The sequence below is a fragment of the Mesorhizobium sp. M0045 genome, assembly GCF_040323385.1.
Lineage (GTDB): Bacteria > Pseudomonadota > Alphaproteobacteria > Rhizobiales > Rhizobiaceae > Mesorhizobium.
In genome coordinates this window covers 12,511-25,818 of the sequence record NZ_JAMYUY010000001.1, presented here as the reverse complement: position 1 = coordinate 25,818, position 13,308 = coordinate 12,511, and the positions used below count along the sequence as shown (strand labels likewise).

General features: G+C 61.3%; 14 protein-coding genes. 11 read left to right on the top strand and 3 right to left on the bottom strand.

Going from position 1 to position 13,308, the window contains the following annotated elements; translation table 11 throughout:
- The first annotated feature begins 25 nt into the window (after positions 1 to 25).
- Positions 26 to 1,543 carry a DegQ family serine endoprotease gene (locus NKJ72_RS00120; protein WP_254818931.1) on the top strand — a complete coding sequence of 506 codons (1,518 nt, stop codon included), beginning with the start codon at positions 26 to 28 and terminating at the stop codon, positions 1,541 to 1,543.
- Between the two features lie 46 nt (positions 1,544 to 1,589).
- Here NKJ72_RS00120 and NKJ72_RS00115 read toward each other — a convergent pair whose 3' ends face one another.
- A complete protein-coding gene (locus NKJ72_RS00115) occupies positions 1,590 to 2,162 on the bottom strand; it encodes a GNAT family N-acetyltransferase (protein ID WP_352475324.1) in 573 nt (190 codons plus the stop codon).
- Positions 2,159 to 3,046: a phosphoserine phosphatase SerB gene (gene serB / locus NKJ72_RS00110; RefSeq protein ID WP_352475323.1), complete on the bottom strand. Its 888-nt coding sequence runs from the start codon at positions 3,044 to 3,046 to the stop codon at positions 2,159 to 2,161. The genes NKJ72_RS00115 and serB overlap by 4 nt, the downstream gene beginning before the upstream one ends.
- On the opposite strand from serB, the gene miaA reads away from it, so the two are divergent.
- The 3 genes from miaA (at position 3,036) to NKJ72_RS00095 (ending at position 5,420) form a co-directional block, all read left to right on the top strand.
- Complete coding sequence (gene miaA, locus NKJ72_RS00105) at positions 3,036 to 4,004, top strand: tRNA (adenosine(37)-N6)-dimethylallyltransferase MiaA (RefSeq protein WP_352475720.1); 969 nt, start codon at positions 3,036 to 3,038, stop codon at positions 4,002 to 4,004. The two genes, serB and miaA, sit on opposite strands and share 11 nt — an antisense overlap.
- A gap of 104 nt (positions 4,005 to 4,108) precedes the next feature.
- Positions 4,109 to 4,903, top strand: coding sequence for a GGDEF domain-containing protein (locus tag NKJ72_RS00100; protein ID WP_254818928.1), 795 nt, complete (start codon positions 4,109 to 4,111; stop codon positions 4,901 to 4,903).
- 130 nt (positions 4,904 to 5,033) lie between these two features.
- Entirely contained in the window at positions 5,034 to 5,420 is a 387-nt protein-coding gene (locus NKJ72_RS00095; RefSeq protein WP_352475322.1) for an ester cyclase, read from the top strand.
- Between the two features lie 36 nt (positions 5,421 to 5,456).
- Here the strand turns inward: NKJ72_RS00095 and NKJ72_RS00090 are convergent, their stop codons facing one another.
- The gene (locus tag NKJ72_RS00090) at positions 5,457 to 7,283 is read right to left on the bottom strand and encodes an ATP-binding protein (protein ID WP_352475321.1); all 1,827 of its coding nucleotides are present in this window, start codon (positions 7,281 to 7,283) and stop codon (positions 5,457 to 5,459) included.
- Between the two features lie 151 nt (positions 7,284 to 7,434).
- Between NKJ72_RS00090 and NKJ72_RS00085 the strand changes: the two genes are divergently transcribed.
- The 7 genes from NKJ72_RS00085 to NKJ72_RS00055 all read left to right on the top strand — a co-directional run bounded on the left by NKJ72_RS00085 (position 7,435) and on the right by NKJ72_RS00055 (position 13,277).
- On the top strand, positions 7,435 to 8,001 hold the full coding sequence (locus NKJ72_RS00085; protein WP_352475320.1) for a helix-turn-helix domain-containing protein: 567 nt from the start codon (positions 7,435 to 7,437) through the stop codon (positions 7,999 to 8,001).
- A 1-nt stretch (position 8,002) separates the two neighbouring features.
- Positions 8,003 to 8,314, top strand: coding sequence for a hypothetical protein (locus NKJ72_RS00080; protein WP_352475319.1), 312 nt, complete (start codon positions 8,003 to 8,005; stop codon positions 8,312 to 8,314).
- 22 nt (positions 8,315 to 8,336) lie between these two features.
- On the top strand, positions 8,337 to 8,888 hold the full coding sequence (locus tag NKJ72_RS00075) for a GNAT family N-acetyltransferase (RefSeq protein WP_352475318.1): 552 nt from the start codon (positions 8,337 to 8,339) through the stop codon (positions 8,886 to 8,888).
- Between the two features lie 265 nt (positions 8,889 to 9,153).
- Positions 9,154 to 10,905 carry an acetolactate synthase 3 large subunit gene (locus tag NKJ72_RS00070; RefSeq protein WP_352475317.1) on the top strand — a complete coding sequence of 584 codons (1,752 nt, stop codon included), beginning with the start codon at positions 9,154 to 9,156 and terminating at the stop codon, positions 10,903 to 10,905.
- Between the two features lie 30 nt (positions 10,906 to 10,935).
- Entirely contained in the window at positions 10,936 to 11,922 is a 987-nt protein-coding gene (locus tag NKJ72_RS00065; RefSeq protein ID WP_352475316.1) for a hypothetical protein, read from the top strand.
- A gap of 124 nt (positions 11,923 to 12,046) precedes the next feature.
- Positions 12,047 to 12,619 carry an acetolactate synthase small subunit gene (ilvN, locus tag NKJ72_RS00060; protein WP_023676680.1) on the top strand — a complete coding sequence of 191 codons (573 nt, stop codon included), beginning with the start codon at positions 12,047 to 12,049 and terminating at the stop codon, positions 12,617 to 12,619.
- Between the two features lie 61 nt (positions 12,620 to 12,680).
- Positions 12,681 to 13,277, top strand: coding sequence for a LysE family translocator (locus NKJ72_RS00055; RefSeq protein ID WP_352475315.1), 597 nt, complete (start codon positions 12,681 to 12,683; stop codon positions 13,275 to 13,277).
- Positions 13,278 to 13,308: the final 31 nt, after the last annotated feature.

Sequence of the window (13,308 nt, the reverse complement as noted above, 5' to 3'; positions counted from 1 at the left end):
TTTCAGAACACCCGGAGGCCTTTCGATGACATCCACCACCCTTCTGCGTGCAGCGAGGCGGACGTTCATCGCCGGGGCCGCTGCGCTTCTGGTCGGCGCCGTTGCCGTTCCCTCGTTCGTGGCGCCGACGATGGCAGCCGACGGGCCGCCCTCGGTTGCCGATCTCGCCGCCGGCCTGCTTGGCGCCGTGGTCAACATCTCGACGTCGCAGACTGTTAAAGGCACTGAGGGGCCGGGCGCAGTGCCGATGCCGCAGCTGCCGGAAGGCTCGCCTTTCCAGGACTTCTTCGACGATTTCTTCAAGAACCGTGGCGGCGACAAGGGCGGCGGCGGGCAAAAGGTGCAATCGCTGGGCTCCGGCTTCGTGGTCGACGCCGAGCAGGGCATCGTGGTGACCAACAACCACGTCATTGCCGATGCCGACGACATCGAGGTGAATTTCTCCGATGGGGTGACGCTCAAGGCGACGCTGGTTGGCACCGACACCAAGACCGACGTCGCGGTGCTGAAGGTCGATCCGAAAGGGCACAAGCTGACGGCTGTGAAGTTTGGCGATTCCAACAAGATGCGTGTCGGCGACTGGGTAATGGCGATTGGCAATCCGTTCGGTCTCGGCGGCACGGTGACGGTCGGCATCGTCTCGGCGCGCAATCGCGACATTAATTCCGGTCCCTATGATGATTTCATCCAGACCGATGCCGCGATCAACCGCGGCAATTCAGGTGGACCGCTGTTCAACAGCAGCGGCGAGGTCATCGGCATCAACACGGCAATCATCTCGCCGTCGGGCGGCTCGATCGGCATCGGCTTCTCGATCCCGTCGCAGCTTGCCTCGGGCGTCGTCGACCAGCTTCGCCAGTTCGGCGAGACGCGGCGCGGCTGGCTTGGCGTGCGCATCCAGCCGGTGACCGACGACATTGCCGAGAGCCTGGGCATGGCGACCGCCAAGGGCGCGCTGGTCGCCGGCGTCATCAAGGGCGGGCCGGTCGACAACGGCACCATCCAGGCCGGCGACGTCATCATCAAGTTCGACGGCAAGGACATCCATGAAATGCGCGACCTGCCTCGCGTCGTGGCGGAGAGCCCGGTCGGCAAGGCCGTCGACGTGATCATCGTGCGCAAGGGTGTCGAGCAGACCGTCAAGGTGACGCTCGGCCGGCTCGAGGATGGCGAGAAGCTTGCCAGCGGCGGTGAAAACGGCAACACCGACCAGGACGACGCCGACAAGGCGCCTGCGGTTTCGACGGCTTCCGTGCTCGGCATGACGATCGGCGAGCTCAATGACGAGACGCGCACGAAGTTCGGCATCGCCGCCGACGTCTCCGGCGTCGTCGTGACCGACGTCTCCAAGGATTCGGCGGCGGCCGAACGCGGCATCCAGCCGGGCGAGGTGATCACCGAGATCGCGCAGGAATCGGTCGCAACGCCCAAGGACGTCATGGACCGGATCGGTGCGCTGAAGGAGCAGGGGCGCAAGAACGCGCTTTTGATGCTGGCGTCGAAGACCGGCGAGCTGAGGTTTGTGACAATCCGGATGGATTGAGTCCGGAAGAGCCTGCAACACTCTGATGTTGAAAGGAAAAGGGCGGCTAGCGGGCCGCTCTTTTTCTTGCCTGCCAGTCTGTGCGTGACAGCCTGTAGAAGACATGTCGCCTGAGTGAGGTGTGGTTGTCCGGAACACCTGGATGGTCGAAGTCGGAGGCGGGGTCGGGGATCATGCCCAGGCGCTCCATGACGGCAATGGACCGGCTGTTATCCTTGACTGCGAAGGACACGATTTCGTCGAGGCCAAGTCTTTCAAAGCCATAGGTGAGCCAGGCTTCGGCTGCTTCGGTGACATAGAAGCGGCCCCAGAATTCGGGTGCCAGCCGCCAGCCGATCTCGATCGTGCCGGGCGGCAGGAATGGCAAATGATCGGTTCGGGTTATGCCGACGAAGCCGATGCATTCACCTGTGGCTGCGATCTCAGCGGCCGCGAAGCCGAAGCCGTCGCGATCGATAGCCGCGCGCAACTCCTCCATCTTGGCGTCAGCCTGGGCGCGGTCGCGGCGAAACGGAAAGAACTCCATGACCAACTCGTCGGAATTGATGCGATGGAAGAGCTCGCGGTCACGATCTTCCCAGTTGCGCAGGATCAGGCGCTCGGTGCGGATCGGCGTCATTCGACAAATTCCTCCCGGCGATAACCCTGCAGATAAAGCAAGGCGGTGAGGTCGCCGTGGTCGATGCGGATCTTTGCCTCGGCTGCTACGGCCGGCTTGGCATGCAAGGCGACGCCGATGCCGGCAAGACGGATCATGTCGAGATCGTTGGCGCCATCGCCGACGGCAATGGCATCGGCAGGTGTCAGGCCGAGGCGGGCGGAAATCTCGATAAGGGCTTCGGCCTTGGCGGCGCGGCCGAGGATCGGTTCGGCGACCAAGCCGGTGAAGCGGCGATCCTGCTCGATCAGGCGGTTGGCGCGATTTTCGTGAAAGCCGAGCAATGCTGCGATGCGGGTGGTGAAGATGTCGAAACCACCGGAGATCAGCGCCGTCCAGGCGCCGCTGGCCGCCATCGTCTGGACGAGCGTGCGGCCGCCGGAGGCAAGCGTCAGGCGATTGTCGATGATGCGGTCGATGATTGCGGCATCGAGACCCTTGAGCAGCGCCACGCGCTCGCGCAAGGCCGGCTCGAATGCAATCTCGCCGTTCATCGATCGCGCGGTGATGGCGGCGACACGATCCTTGACGCCGATCTCGTCGGCAAGCTCGTCGATGCATTCCTGGTCGATCATCGTCGAATCCATGTCGGCGATCAGGATCTTCTTGCGCCTGTTCTCAGCTGGCTGGACGGCCACGTCGATCGGTTCGGAAGCAAGCGCGGCATGCAGGCGCGCCGTTATTTCGGAAGCGTCAGCGGTCTCCGGCAAGTCGAGCTCGCAGGCGATGCCTTCGGCCAGCCAGCGAACAGCGCTTGCGCCGACCGACCGCGAGGCCATATTCGCTAGCGTCGACGTCAATGCGCGGCCGGCGGGATGGGATAGAAGCGTGGCGATCAGCGGCATCGAAAATTCCAGCGGACAGGCGGGCGAAGGCCGCGTGAAGAACGCGATCCTGATAGCCGGGCCGACCGCCAGCGGCAAGTCGGCGCTCGCACTCGACCTCGCCGAGCGCAATGGCGGTGTCATCGTCAACACCGATTCCATGCAAGGCTATTCGGTGCTCGACGTGCTGACGGCGCGGCCTGGTCCTGCCGAACTCGCCCGCGTCCCTCACTTTCTTTATGGACACGTCGATCCGTCCACTGCCTATTCCACCGGCGCCTGGTTGCGTGATGTCACGAAGCTGATCGACGACGGCATGCTCTCGGAGCGGCCAGTGATTTTCGTCGGCGGTACCGGGCTTTATTTCCGGGCGCTCACGGAAGGGATGTCGGAGATGCCCGACATTCCGAAGTCGATCCGCGATCGCTGGCGCTACGAACTCCAGGAACAGGGCGCAGTGAGATTGCACCGCATCCTGTTGCGCGAGGATTCTGCGGCCGGCATGATGCTGAAGCCGACGGATGGTCAGCGCATCGTGCGGGCGCTGGAGGTGCTCGACGCATCGGGCCGTTCCATCCTGGAATGGCAGGCCGCGCGTGGCCGGCCGTTGATCGACAGGAGCAGCGCGCGCTTTTTCGTCATCGAGCCGGAGCGAGCGGCGCTGGTGGAGCGGATCGATGTCCGCTTCGACCGCATGCTGGACAAGGGGGCACTGGACGAGGTGAAGCAGCTTTCGGCGCTCGGCCTCGATCCCGACCTGCCGGCGATGAAGGCGATCGGTGTTCGCGAGCTCCAGGCCGCGCTGGCCGGCGCCATCAGTTTTCCCGAGGCCATCGAGCGCGCGAAGATCGCGACGCGGCAATATGCCAAACGGCAGACGACCTGGTTCAGGCACCAATTGGGCCCGGAATGGCAGAGATTGCGTCCGGGTGAGGGGATCGACTCGATGCCCTCACCCCCTCCTTCGAGCGCAACCTGAAAAGTCGACACCGAGGGGCCATTTCGCGTTGAAGTTGTCCAGGTTAACTGTCCGTAAGTTCCCGCATGCCATAAGATCGATAGGAACTTTCCAACGGGGAGCAGATGCGTTTCCACAAGGCGGAATCAGCCTTTTTTGTCTTTATTTTTGTGATCCTGGCCGCCGGCCTGGTGACGCTTTACGCCTATGGGCTCCTGCAAACCCTGGCCGCCGACATTAGCAATACGCCTTCGGAACTCGATGAAATCATCTATCTCAACAAGCTGCTGTTTGCGACCGGCGTGCTGCTGGCGACTGCGCTGTTCTTCGGCATTTTCTTCATCTACCCGCTGATCCGAAAGCAGGCGACGGAAGAAGGCAAGCTGCGTGCCATGACCGTTTCGCTCAGCGCGCGTTCAGAGACGCTGGAGCATGCGGCGCTCACCGACAGCCTCACCGGCATGCAGAACCGGCGCTACTTCGATGATGCGCTGAAGGAATATCTCGAAGAGTTCCGCCGCATCGAGAAACCAGTCGGGCTGATGATCCTCGACCTCGACCATTTCAAGCAGGTCAACGACAGCCACGGCCACGATGTCGGCGACGAGGTGTTGCGGGCGGTCGCAAACTGTCTCAAGGACATGACACGCTATCACGACGTGGTGGCGCGCCTCGGCGGCGAGGAGTTCGCGGTGGTCACGCCCAATATGGATGCCGAGCTGCTATCCAAATTCGCCGAGCGCATCCGCAAGGCGATCGCCAACATGTCGGTGCTGACAGGCAATGTCCGACTGAAAATCACCACCAGCGTCGGGCTTGCTGTCTGGGATCGCAAGGAAACCGCCGAGGAGTTCTATCGCCGCGCCGATCGCCAGCTCTATGAGGCGAAGAGGCAAGGGCGCAACCGCGTCTGCGCCTGAATTCGTCATTGAATTCGTGATGCTGGCCGTCTGGTATCGTTTTCTGGGTTTCCGGTGCACGCAGACCGACGTCACCCAGTCAAGCTGAGATGCTGTCTTTGCGGGGCTTGCCGGAAATAGAGGTGTTGCCGTGACTAAATCCGACCTCTCCGATCGTTATCGGGGCTATATTGCATGTCTAAACAAGCAGGATTGGCCAAATCTGGGACGGTTTGTCCATGATGAAGTGACCCACAACGGTCGCAAGCTCGGATTGTCCGGCTATCTCGAAATGTTGGTGAGAGACTTCGACGAAATTCCGGACCTTTACTTCGACATTCAGCTATTGGTTGCCGATCCGCCTTATGTAGCGAGCCGGCTAAGCTTCGACTGCGCGCCAAGGGGAACGTTCCTTGGGCTCGATGTGAGCGGGAAAAGAATTTCGTTTGCCGAGAACGTATTCTATGAGTTTCAGAGAGGGAAAATCGGCCAGGTGTGGTCAATTATAGACAAGACAGCCATCGAAGCTCAGCTGTGATATCTGCGAGCGCTGCCTAAAAGTCGCTCGGCTCGATCATTCTGGCGGACGCAGCCCGAAGGTCGCCGGCTTGAGGCCGTATCGCAAGTCGAAATCGTCGTTCCGCTGGGTGCGTGCGGCCGACGGCTTGCGATAGTCCGAATCGCCGGCCTGCCGGCCCGGATCGACGACTTCCGCGAAAGGCATTGCCTGCTGTGATTTCGGCATGTTGCGCAGCCGTTCGACGATCGCCACTAGGTCGACCTCGTCGCCGGTTTCGGACGGCAAGGCATTCTCGCGTTTGGCGGTGCGTGGGATCAAATCCTCGGAGAGTTTTTCGAACTTCATCCGCATCGTCGTCGCCACGCCTTCTCCGAAGGCGATGGCCTCTCGCTGGCCCATGGAAGACAGGAACGCCAGCGTCGAGGCCGAGGAATCGGCGATTGCCGAGCGGATGATCGCCTGGTCCTGCTCGTTGGCGAGCCGCATGGCAAAGAACGTCGAGCACTGCGACAGGATGGTCGGGTCGAGTTCGCCCGGGCGCTGGGTGACGACGCCCAGATAACAGCCATATTTGCGGCCTTCCTTGGCGATGCGCGACAGCGCGTGCCGCGTCGGCGCGAAACCGAGGCGCGGATCGGCCGGCATGTAGCGATGCGCTTCCTCGCACAGGAAGAGCAGCCGCAAGCGGCCTTCGCTCCACAATGCCAGGTCGAAGGCCAGCCGCGCCAGCACCGAGCAAACGGAATTGACCACCTCGGATGGCATGCCGGCCATTTCGAAGCAGGTCACCGGGCGGCCGTGATGCGGCACGCGGAAAATGTTGCCGATCGTCTCGTGGATGGTGTCCTCGATCAGGCGCGAGTTGAACATGAAACGGTAGCGCGGATCGGATGCCGCCAATTCGATACGTGCCTTCAGTGACCTGAGGGTCGGGCGATCGTTCTTGCTTTCCAGCAATCCCATGCGCTCATCGACCAGCTTGATGAGGTCGGCAATGCGATAGGGCACCGGCGCGTCGGCGGTCAGCGCGTCGGTGCTGCGCCGTAGGTAATTGCCGGAGTTCGGATTGCGGTAGAGGTTCTTGGCCGCGGGGATGAGATCGCGCAAGGCGTCGACCTCTTCCGGGACCGTCTCGCGGCCGCGAAACAGCACCTCGGCAAATTCCTCGAGCTTGAACATCCAGAAGGGCAGGTCGAGCGTCGTCGAATCGACCCTGACGCAATGTTCGGGCAACGATGCGGCGAACTCGTTGTGGGGATCGAGGATGAGCACGCGCAGGTCGGGCCGGGCGGCGATCGACTTGCGCAAGAGCAGCGACACGGCGGTCGATTTGCCGACCCCAGTGGTGCCGACAATGGCGAAATGGCGCGCCAGCGTATCGTCGATGGCGATATTGGCGTCGATGGCCTCGTCCTGCGACAGCGTGCCGATGGTGATCGAATGACGACCGGCAAGATCGTAGACGGCCTGCAGGTCGCGGCTGCGGATACGATGGGCAATGGCGCCGATATGCGGGTAGGTTGTGATGCCACGGTCGAAGATCGGCTTCGCGCCGGGTTCGGCACCGTCGCGCACCTCGCCGATCAATTCGATGCTGACCTCGATCGGATTCTGGCCCTCGCTGCTCCAGGCACGATCCGACTTGCCGATTTCATAGACAAGGCCGACGGTTCGTGATGTGCCGAGATTGATCGAGATCATCTTGCCGACGCTCCACAGGCCGGTGACCGTGCCTTCGATGTCGTCGGCATAGGCGCTGATGGTGGCGCGCGCGCCGTCGCATTGCACGACATTGCCCAGAATGCGCTTGTCGTTCTGCTCCGCCCTGCGGCGCTCCAGCAAAGTCGGTTCCCCAATGGAGGCTTCGCGTTCAACGAGCATGGACAGGCCGGTCCCCTTTTCCCAAGCGATGAGCCTAGGCGAACGGGGTTAAGGTGGGATGAGGCCGGATGGTTTAGCGGACATTAAGGAGTTTGCGAAAACTGGACGAAACGGTCGTTGCCTCGCAAAAAAATTTCGATATATTGGATTAATGGATGATATAGCGAACGATATATCCTCGACTATCGGCAGAAGGATACACACCGAAAGGGTGGCTCGCAGCTGGTCCCTGGCTGAATTGGCGGAGCGGTCCGATGTCTCGAAAGCCATGCTGAGCACGATCGAGCGCGGCATGACCAGCCCGACGGCGGCACTCCTCGTGCGCATCGCGGCCGCCTTCGGCATGACGCTGTCCACATTGATCGCAAGGGCGGAATTGCAGGGCGGTGGCCTGCTTCGCGAACGTGACCAGCCGCTGTGGCGCGATCCGGCTACGGGTTATGTGCGGCGGCATCTTTCGCCGGTCTCCGACATGCCGCTCGAACTGATCCGGGTCCAGTTGCCGGCCGGCGCCAAGGTAAGTTTCCCGGCGGCGTCCTATGCCTTCATCAGGCAACAGATATGGCTGATCTCCGGGCGCCTCGAATTCACCGAGGGCGACATCGTTCACAAGCTCGAAACCGGCGACTGCCTGGCGCTCGGCGCGCCATCAGATTGCGTCTTCCACGCTCCGGGGCCGGACGCCGCCGACTATCTGGTTGCGTTGGCCAGGCGCTGAGGTGAAGGCACGCCGTCCGAAACGCTCCGACAATGGTGGGCCGCCGCTCGACGACTATGACGGTCCGCCCTGGGGCAAGGGCGATCCCTATGTCTTTCTTGCCTGGCGGACCGCCCATGCCCAGGCATGGAAAGCGCCGAGCCGCGAGATCATGCTGATGCGGCTGGACAAAGCCGAGCGGCTAGGCCTGACCTATGAGGAATACACGCTCGAACTGCTGGAACGCGGGCGACATCTGCAAGAGGAAGACGCCGATCGCATCGCGGAAATCCGCCGGGCCAGGAGGCGGAAGCGGACCAGTCATTTCGACTGACGGGCGGCGAAGGGGAAACCACATGAGTTCGATCGAAATCAGGCCACTCAGCAATACTGACGGAACGCAAAAAATGCTGGCGGATCTGCTGATCGGGACAGTCGCTGCCGGCGGCTCGGTCAGCTTCATGCATCCGCTGGCGCCGGAGATGGCCGCGGCCTTCTGGAGCAAGTCCCTTCAGGCGGCCGCCAAAGGCGACAGGGCGGTGCTTGGGGCCTGGAACGGCGAGGCTCTGGTCGGCACTGTCACCTTGCTGCTCGACTGCCCTCCCAACCAGCCGCACCGGGCCGAGATCGCCAAGCTGATGACCCGCCTCGATTGCCGCGGCAAGGGCATAGCAACCCGCCTGATGGAGGCGGCGGAAGTCGTTGCCGTGGAGAAAGGCCGCACGCTGTTGGTCCTCGACACGGCAAAAGAGGAGGGGGCTTCCGGCCTCTATGAAAAGCTCGGCTTCACGCTGGCCGGCGAAATACCGGATTATGCGCTGAAGCCGCATGGCGGGCTCACAGCCACCCTCATCTACTGGAAACGCATTGGTTCAGCCCTGATCCGACCCGTGCACATTCGCCGTTGACAGCGGCGTCAAAGCAATTCTATTGTCCGCCACCATGAAAAAGGCACTCATTCTCGTAGGAAAGCGCGTGGGCGAGGCGGTGTAACCGCCGGGCGATGACCTCCCATGCGCAAGACACAGGCTCCCTCGGGGGCCTTTTTTATTGCCCGAAACACGACTAAACGACGAGCAATCGCCTGATGGCGAACAGTACGGGACCAGACCGATGAGCAGTGGACAGAATGAGCGGCGCGACATGCCAAGAACTGAAATGCCAAGAACTGAAATGACTGGCGCCGAAATGGTGGTGCAGGCGCTGAAGGACAATGGCGTCAAGCATGTTTTCGGCTATCCGGGCGGCGCGGTTCTGCCAATCTACGATGAAATCTTCCAGCAGGACGAGGTCGAGCACATCCTCGTCCGCCACGAGCAGGGCGCGGGCCATGCGGCGGAAGGCTATGCGCGCTCGACCGGCAAGGCCGGCGTCATGCTGGTGACCTCGGGGCCGGGCGCCACCAATGCGGTGACGCCATTGCAGGACGCGCTGATGGACTCGATCCCGCTGGTCTGCCTGACCGGCCAGGTGCCGACTTCGCTGATCGGCTCGGATGCGTTCCAGGAGTGCGACACGGTCGGCATCACGCGACCCTGCACCAAGCACAACTGGCTGGTAAAGGACGTCAACGAGCTCGCGGCAACGATCCACGAGGCCTTCCATGTGGCAACGACAGGGCGCCCCGGTCCGGTCGTCGTCGACATTCCGAAGGACGTTCAGTTCGCCAAGGGTACCTATGTCCCGCCGCAGACGGCGCCGCGCACCAGCTACCAGCCGAAGGTCCAGGGCGACCTGGAAAAGATCAAGGCGGCGGTCGAGCTGATGGCCGGCGCCAGGAAGCCGATCATCTATTCGGGCGGCGGCGTCATCAATTCCGGCCCGGAGGCGAGCCATCTGCTGCGCGAGCTGGTCGACCTGACCGGCTTTCCCATCACCTCCACGCTGATGGGCCTCGGCGCCTATCCGGCGTCGGGCAAGAACTGGATGGGCATGCTCGGCATGCACGGCACGTATGAGGCGAACATGGCGATGCACGATTGCGACGTCATGCTCTGCATCGGCGCGCGCTTCGACGACCGCATCACCGGGCGGCTGACGGCGTTTTCGCCGAATTCGAAGAAGATCCACATCGACATCGACCCGTCGTCGATCAACAAGAACGTCCACACCGACGTGCCGATCATCGGCGATGTCGGGCGTGTGCTGGAGGATCTGGTGCGGCTGTGGCGGGCAACCGCCAAGACCGACAAGAAAGCGCTTCACCCGTGGTGGGAGCAGATTGCCAAATGGCGCGCCCGCGATTCGCTCGCCTACAAGATGAACCACGAGGTGATCATGCCGCAATATGCCGTCCAGCGGCTCTATGCGCTGACCAAGGACCTCGACACCTACATCACCACCGAGGTCGGCCAGCACCAGATGTGGGCGGCGCAGCACTATCATTTCGAGAAACCGAACCGCTGGATGACCTCCGGCGGACTGGGCACGATGGGCTACGGCCTGCCGGCGGCACTCGGCGTGCAGATCGCGCACCCGGATGCGCTGGTCATTGATATCGCCGGCGACGCCTCGGTGCAGATGACGATGCAGGAGATGAGCGCGGCGGTGCAGCACGAGGCGCCGATCAAGATCTTCATCCTCAACAACCAGTATATGGGCATGGTGCGGCAATGGCAGCAGCTGCTGCACGGCAACCGGCTGTCGCACTCCTACACCGAGGCGATGCCGGATTTCGTCAAGCTCGCCGAAGCCTATGGCGGCCACGGCATTCGCTGCGACAAGCCGGACGAGCTCGATGACGCCATCAAGGAGATGATCGCGGTCAAGAAGCCCGTCCTCTTCGACTGTCGCGTGGCGACGCTCGCCAACTGCTTCCCGATGATTCCGTCCGGCAAGGCGCATAACGAGATGCTGTTGCCTGACGAGGCGACCGACGAAGCTGTGGCCAACGCGATCGACGCCAAGGGCAGGGAACTGGTGTAGCCCGCAACTGCTGAAAGCAGGTTCACAACAATGACGAAGTCAGCAAGGGCATTTTGGTTAATGTTGCACAACACATTTGGTGTGCTGTGCGCATTTGCGATCGTTCTTGCCGTCAATAATAAGGCGATAGCCCAGGATGTCCTTAGGGTGCGAGGAACGACTGTATCGTTAGCTCCCCCGAAAGGTTTCGAGCCCGCAGGAGATTTTGCCGGTTTTGTGAATAACGACATAAAGGGAACGATCGCAGTTACCGAATTACCCAAAGAGGCGTTCGGTCAAATGTCATCGCTTTTTTCAGATGTCGGCAAAATAAATGAAAAATTCTCCAGCGGGGGCATCAAAGCGAATACTCTCGAGTGGCTGAAGATAAATACAGGGGGATCCGTCCCGCTTATACATGGCACGCAGAGTACTTTGGACGGCCATTTTGATAAGTGGATGGCTCTGTATGGCGGAAACAAAACATCCTTAGTGACCCTGCAAGTCATGGAACCAAATTCCCTTGAACCTTCAATCGTCAAGGCTGTCTTTGCTTCGGTGAAGACCGGAATTGCGGCATCGGAAGAGGAGCAGCTTTCGGTCTTGCCATTTGAACTCAAGGTGGTCGAACCCTTTCGGTTCATAGGGACACCGGCAGGCGCGGGAGTGCTGCTCACCGTTGGTCCAAACGATTTGAACTCCGGCAATCTGCAACCGATCTTGCTTGTGATTCATCAAGCAGGGCCAGTGGCACCCGACAGCCTGGAGAAAATGGCTGAAACCCAGCTTAGGACTACGTCAAGCTTCAGGGCTGCGGAGATCCGGTCAACCCGGCCAATAAAGTTTGCCGGAGTGGAGGGTATTTTGCTTGAGGGCACAGTCACCTTGGATGGGAGCGTCAAGCAGTTCTCCCAGCGCTTTAGCATTGGAAAAGACGGCCTCTTTTTGCGTTTGGTTGTGATGGGCAATGAAGCGCAAATGCAAGAATTGCGGGATGTGGTCGAACATATTGCGTCTTCAGTCGCCTTCAAAAGCTAACGGGAGCCTCTGCTTAGGAAGCTTGCTCTTGGAACAATTATGGAAAGCCGCCGTAGGCAAACGCCGCAAAAGTATCTCAGTCCCTGTTGGACAACCAAACATCGAGGATAGAAAAGTCACCCCCATGAACGCACAGTTGCAACCGACCGGCTCGGCCTATTTCATCGCCAAGGAGACGGAAAAACCAGAGAACCACACGCTTTCGGTCCTGGTCGACAATGAGCCGGGCGTGCTTGCCCGGGTCATCGGCCTGTTTTCCGGACGTGGCTACAACATCGAGAGCCTGACGGTCTCGGAAACCGAGCACGAAAAGCACCTGTCGCGCATCACCATCGTGACGCGCGGCACGCCGCACGTGCTGGAGCAGATCAAGCACCAACTCGAGCGCATCGTGCCGGTGCACCGCGTCGTCGATCTCACCGTGCGGTCGCAGGAATTTGGACAGGAGCGGCCACTGGAGCGGGAACTCGCGCTGGTCAAGGTCGCCGGCACCGGCGAAGCCCGCGTCGAGGCGCTCCGGCTCGCCGATGCATTCCGCGCCAGCGTCATCGATGCCAACACCGAGCATTTCATCTTCGAGATCACCGGCAAGGGGTCCAAGCTCGATCAGTTCATCGCCATCATGAAACCGCTCGGGCTCGTCGAGATCTGCCGCACCGGGGTGGCGGCGATGAACCGCGGCCCGCAAGGGATGTAGTCATCCAGCTTGGCTCTCTCTCGTCGCTTTGCCACCGATCGCATTGATTTAGGGAAACGGCATGACCTTCGATGCATTCCTTGCTCTGCTGGTCTATGCCTTTGTGACCTCGATCACGCCGGGTCCGAACAATTTCATGCTTCTGGCCTCGGGTGTGAATTTCGGCTTGGTCAAGACCGTGCCACACATGCTCGGCATCGGCTTCGGCTTCCTCGTGCTGTTGCTTGCCGTAGGCTTCGGGCTTGGCGCCGTGTTGACAGCCTTTCCGGTGCTGCATACCGGGTTGAAGATCGCCGGCGGCCTCTACCTGCTTTATCTCGCCTGGAAGATCGCCATGTCGCGCTCGCTCGGCGGCGAAGGCGAGGCGAAGGGCCAGCCGATGCGCTTCATCGAGGCTGCGGCTTTCCAGTGGGTCAATCCCAAGGCCTGGGTGATGGCGATTACGGCCATGGCCGTCTATACCAACCCGGAACGCCCGTTTGTGTCCGTGGTGCTGATCGCGGCTGCGTTCGCCGTCGTCATGCTGCCGAGCATTTCGACCTGGGCCGGTTTCGGCATGGCGCTGCGCGGTTTTCTGGCAGATGCGGTGCGGCTCAAATGGTTCAACATCGCCATGGGCGTGACACTGGCGGCGACGCTGTGGCCGATGCTGCGTTAGCTGCCGTTTTATTGTGCACTGCACATTAAAT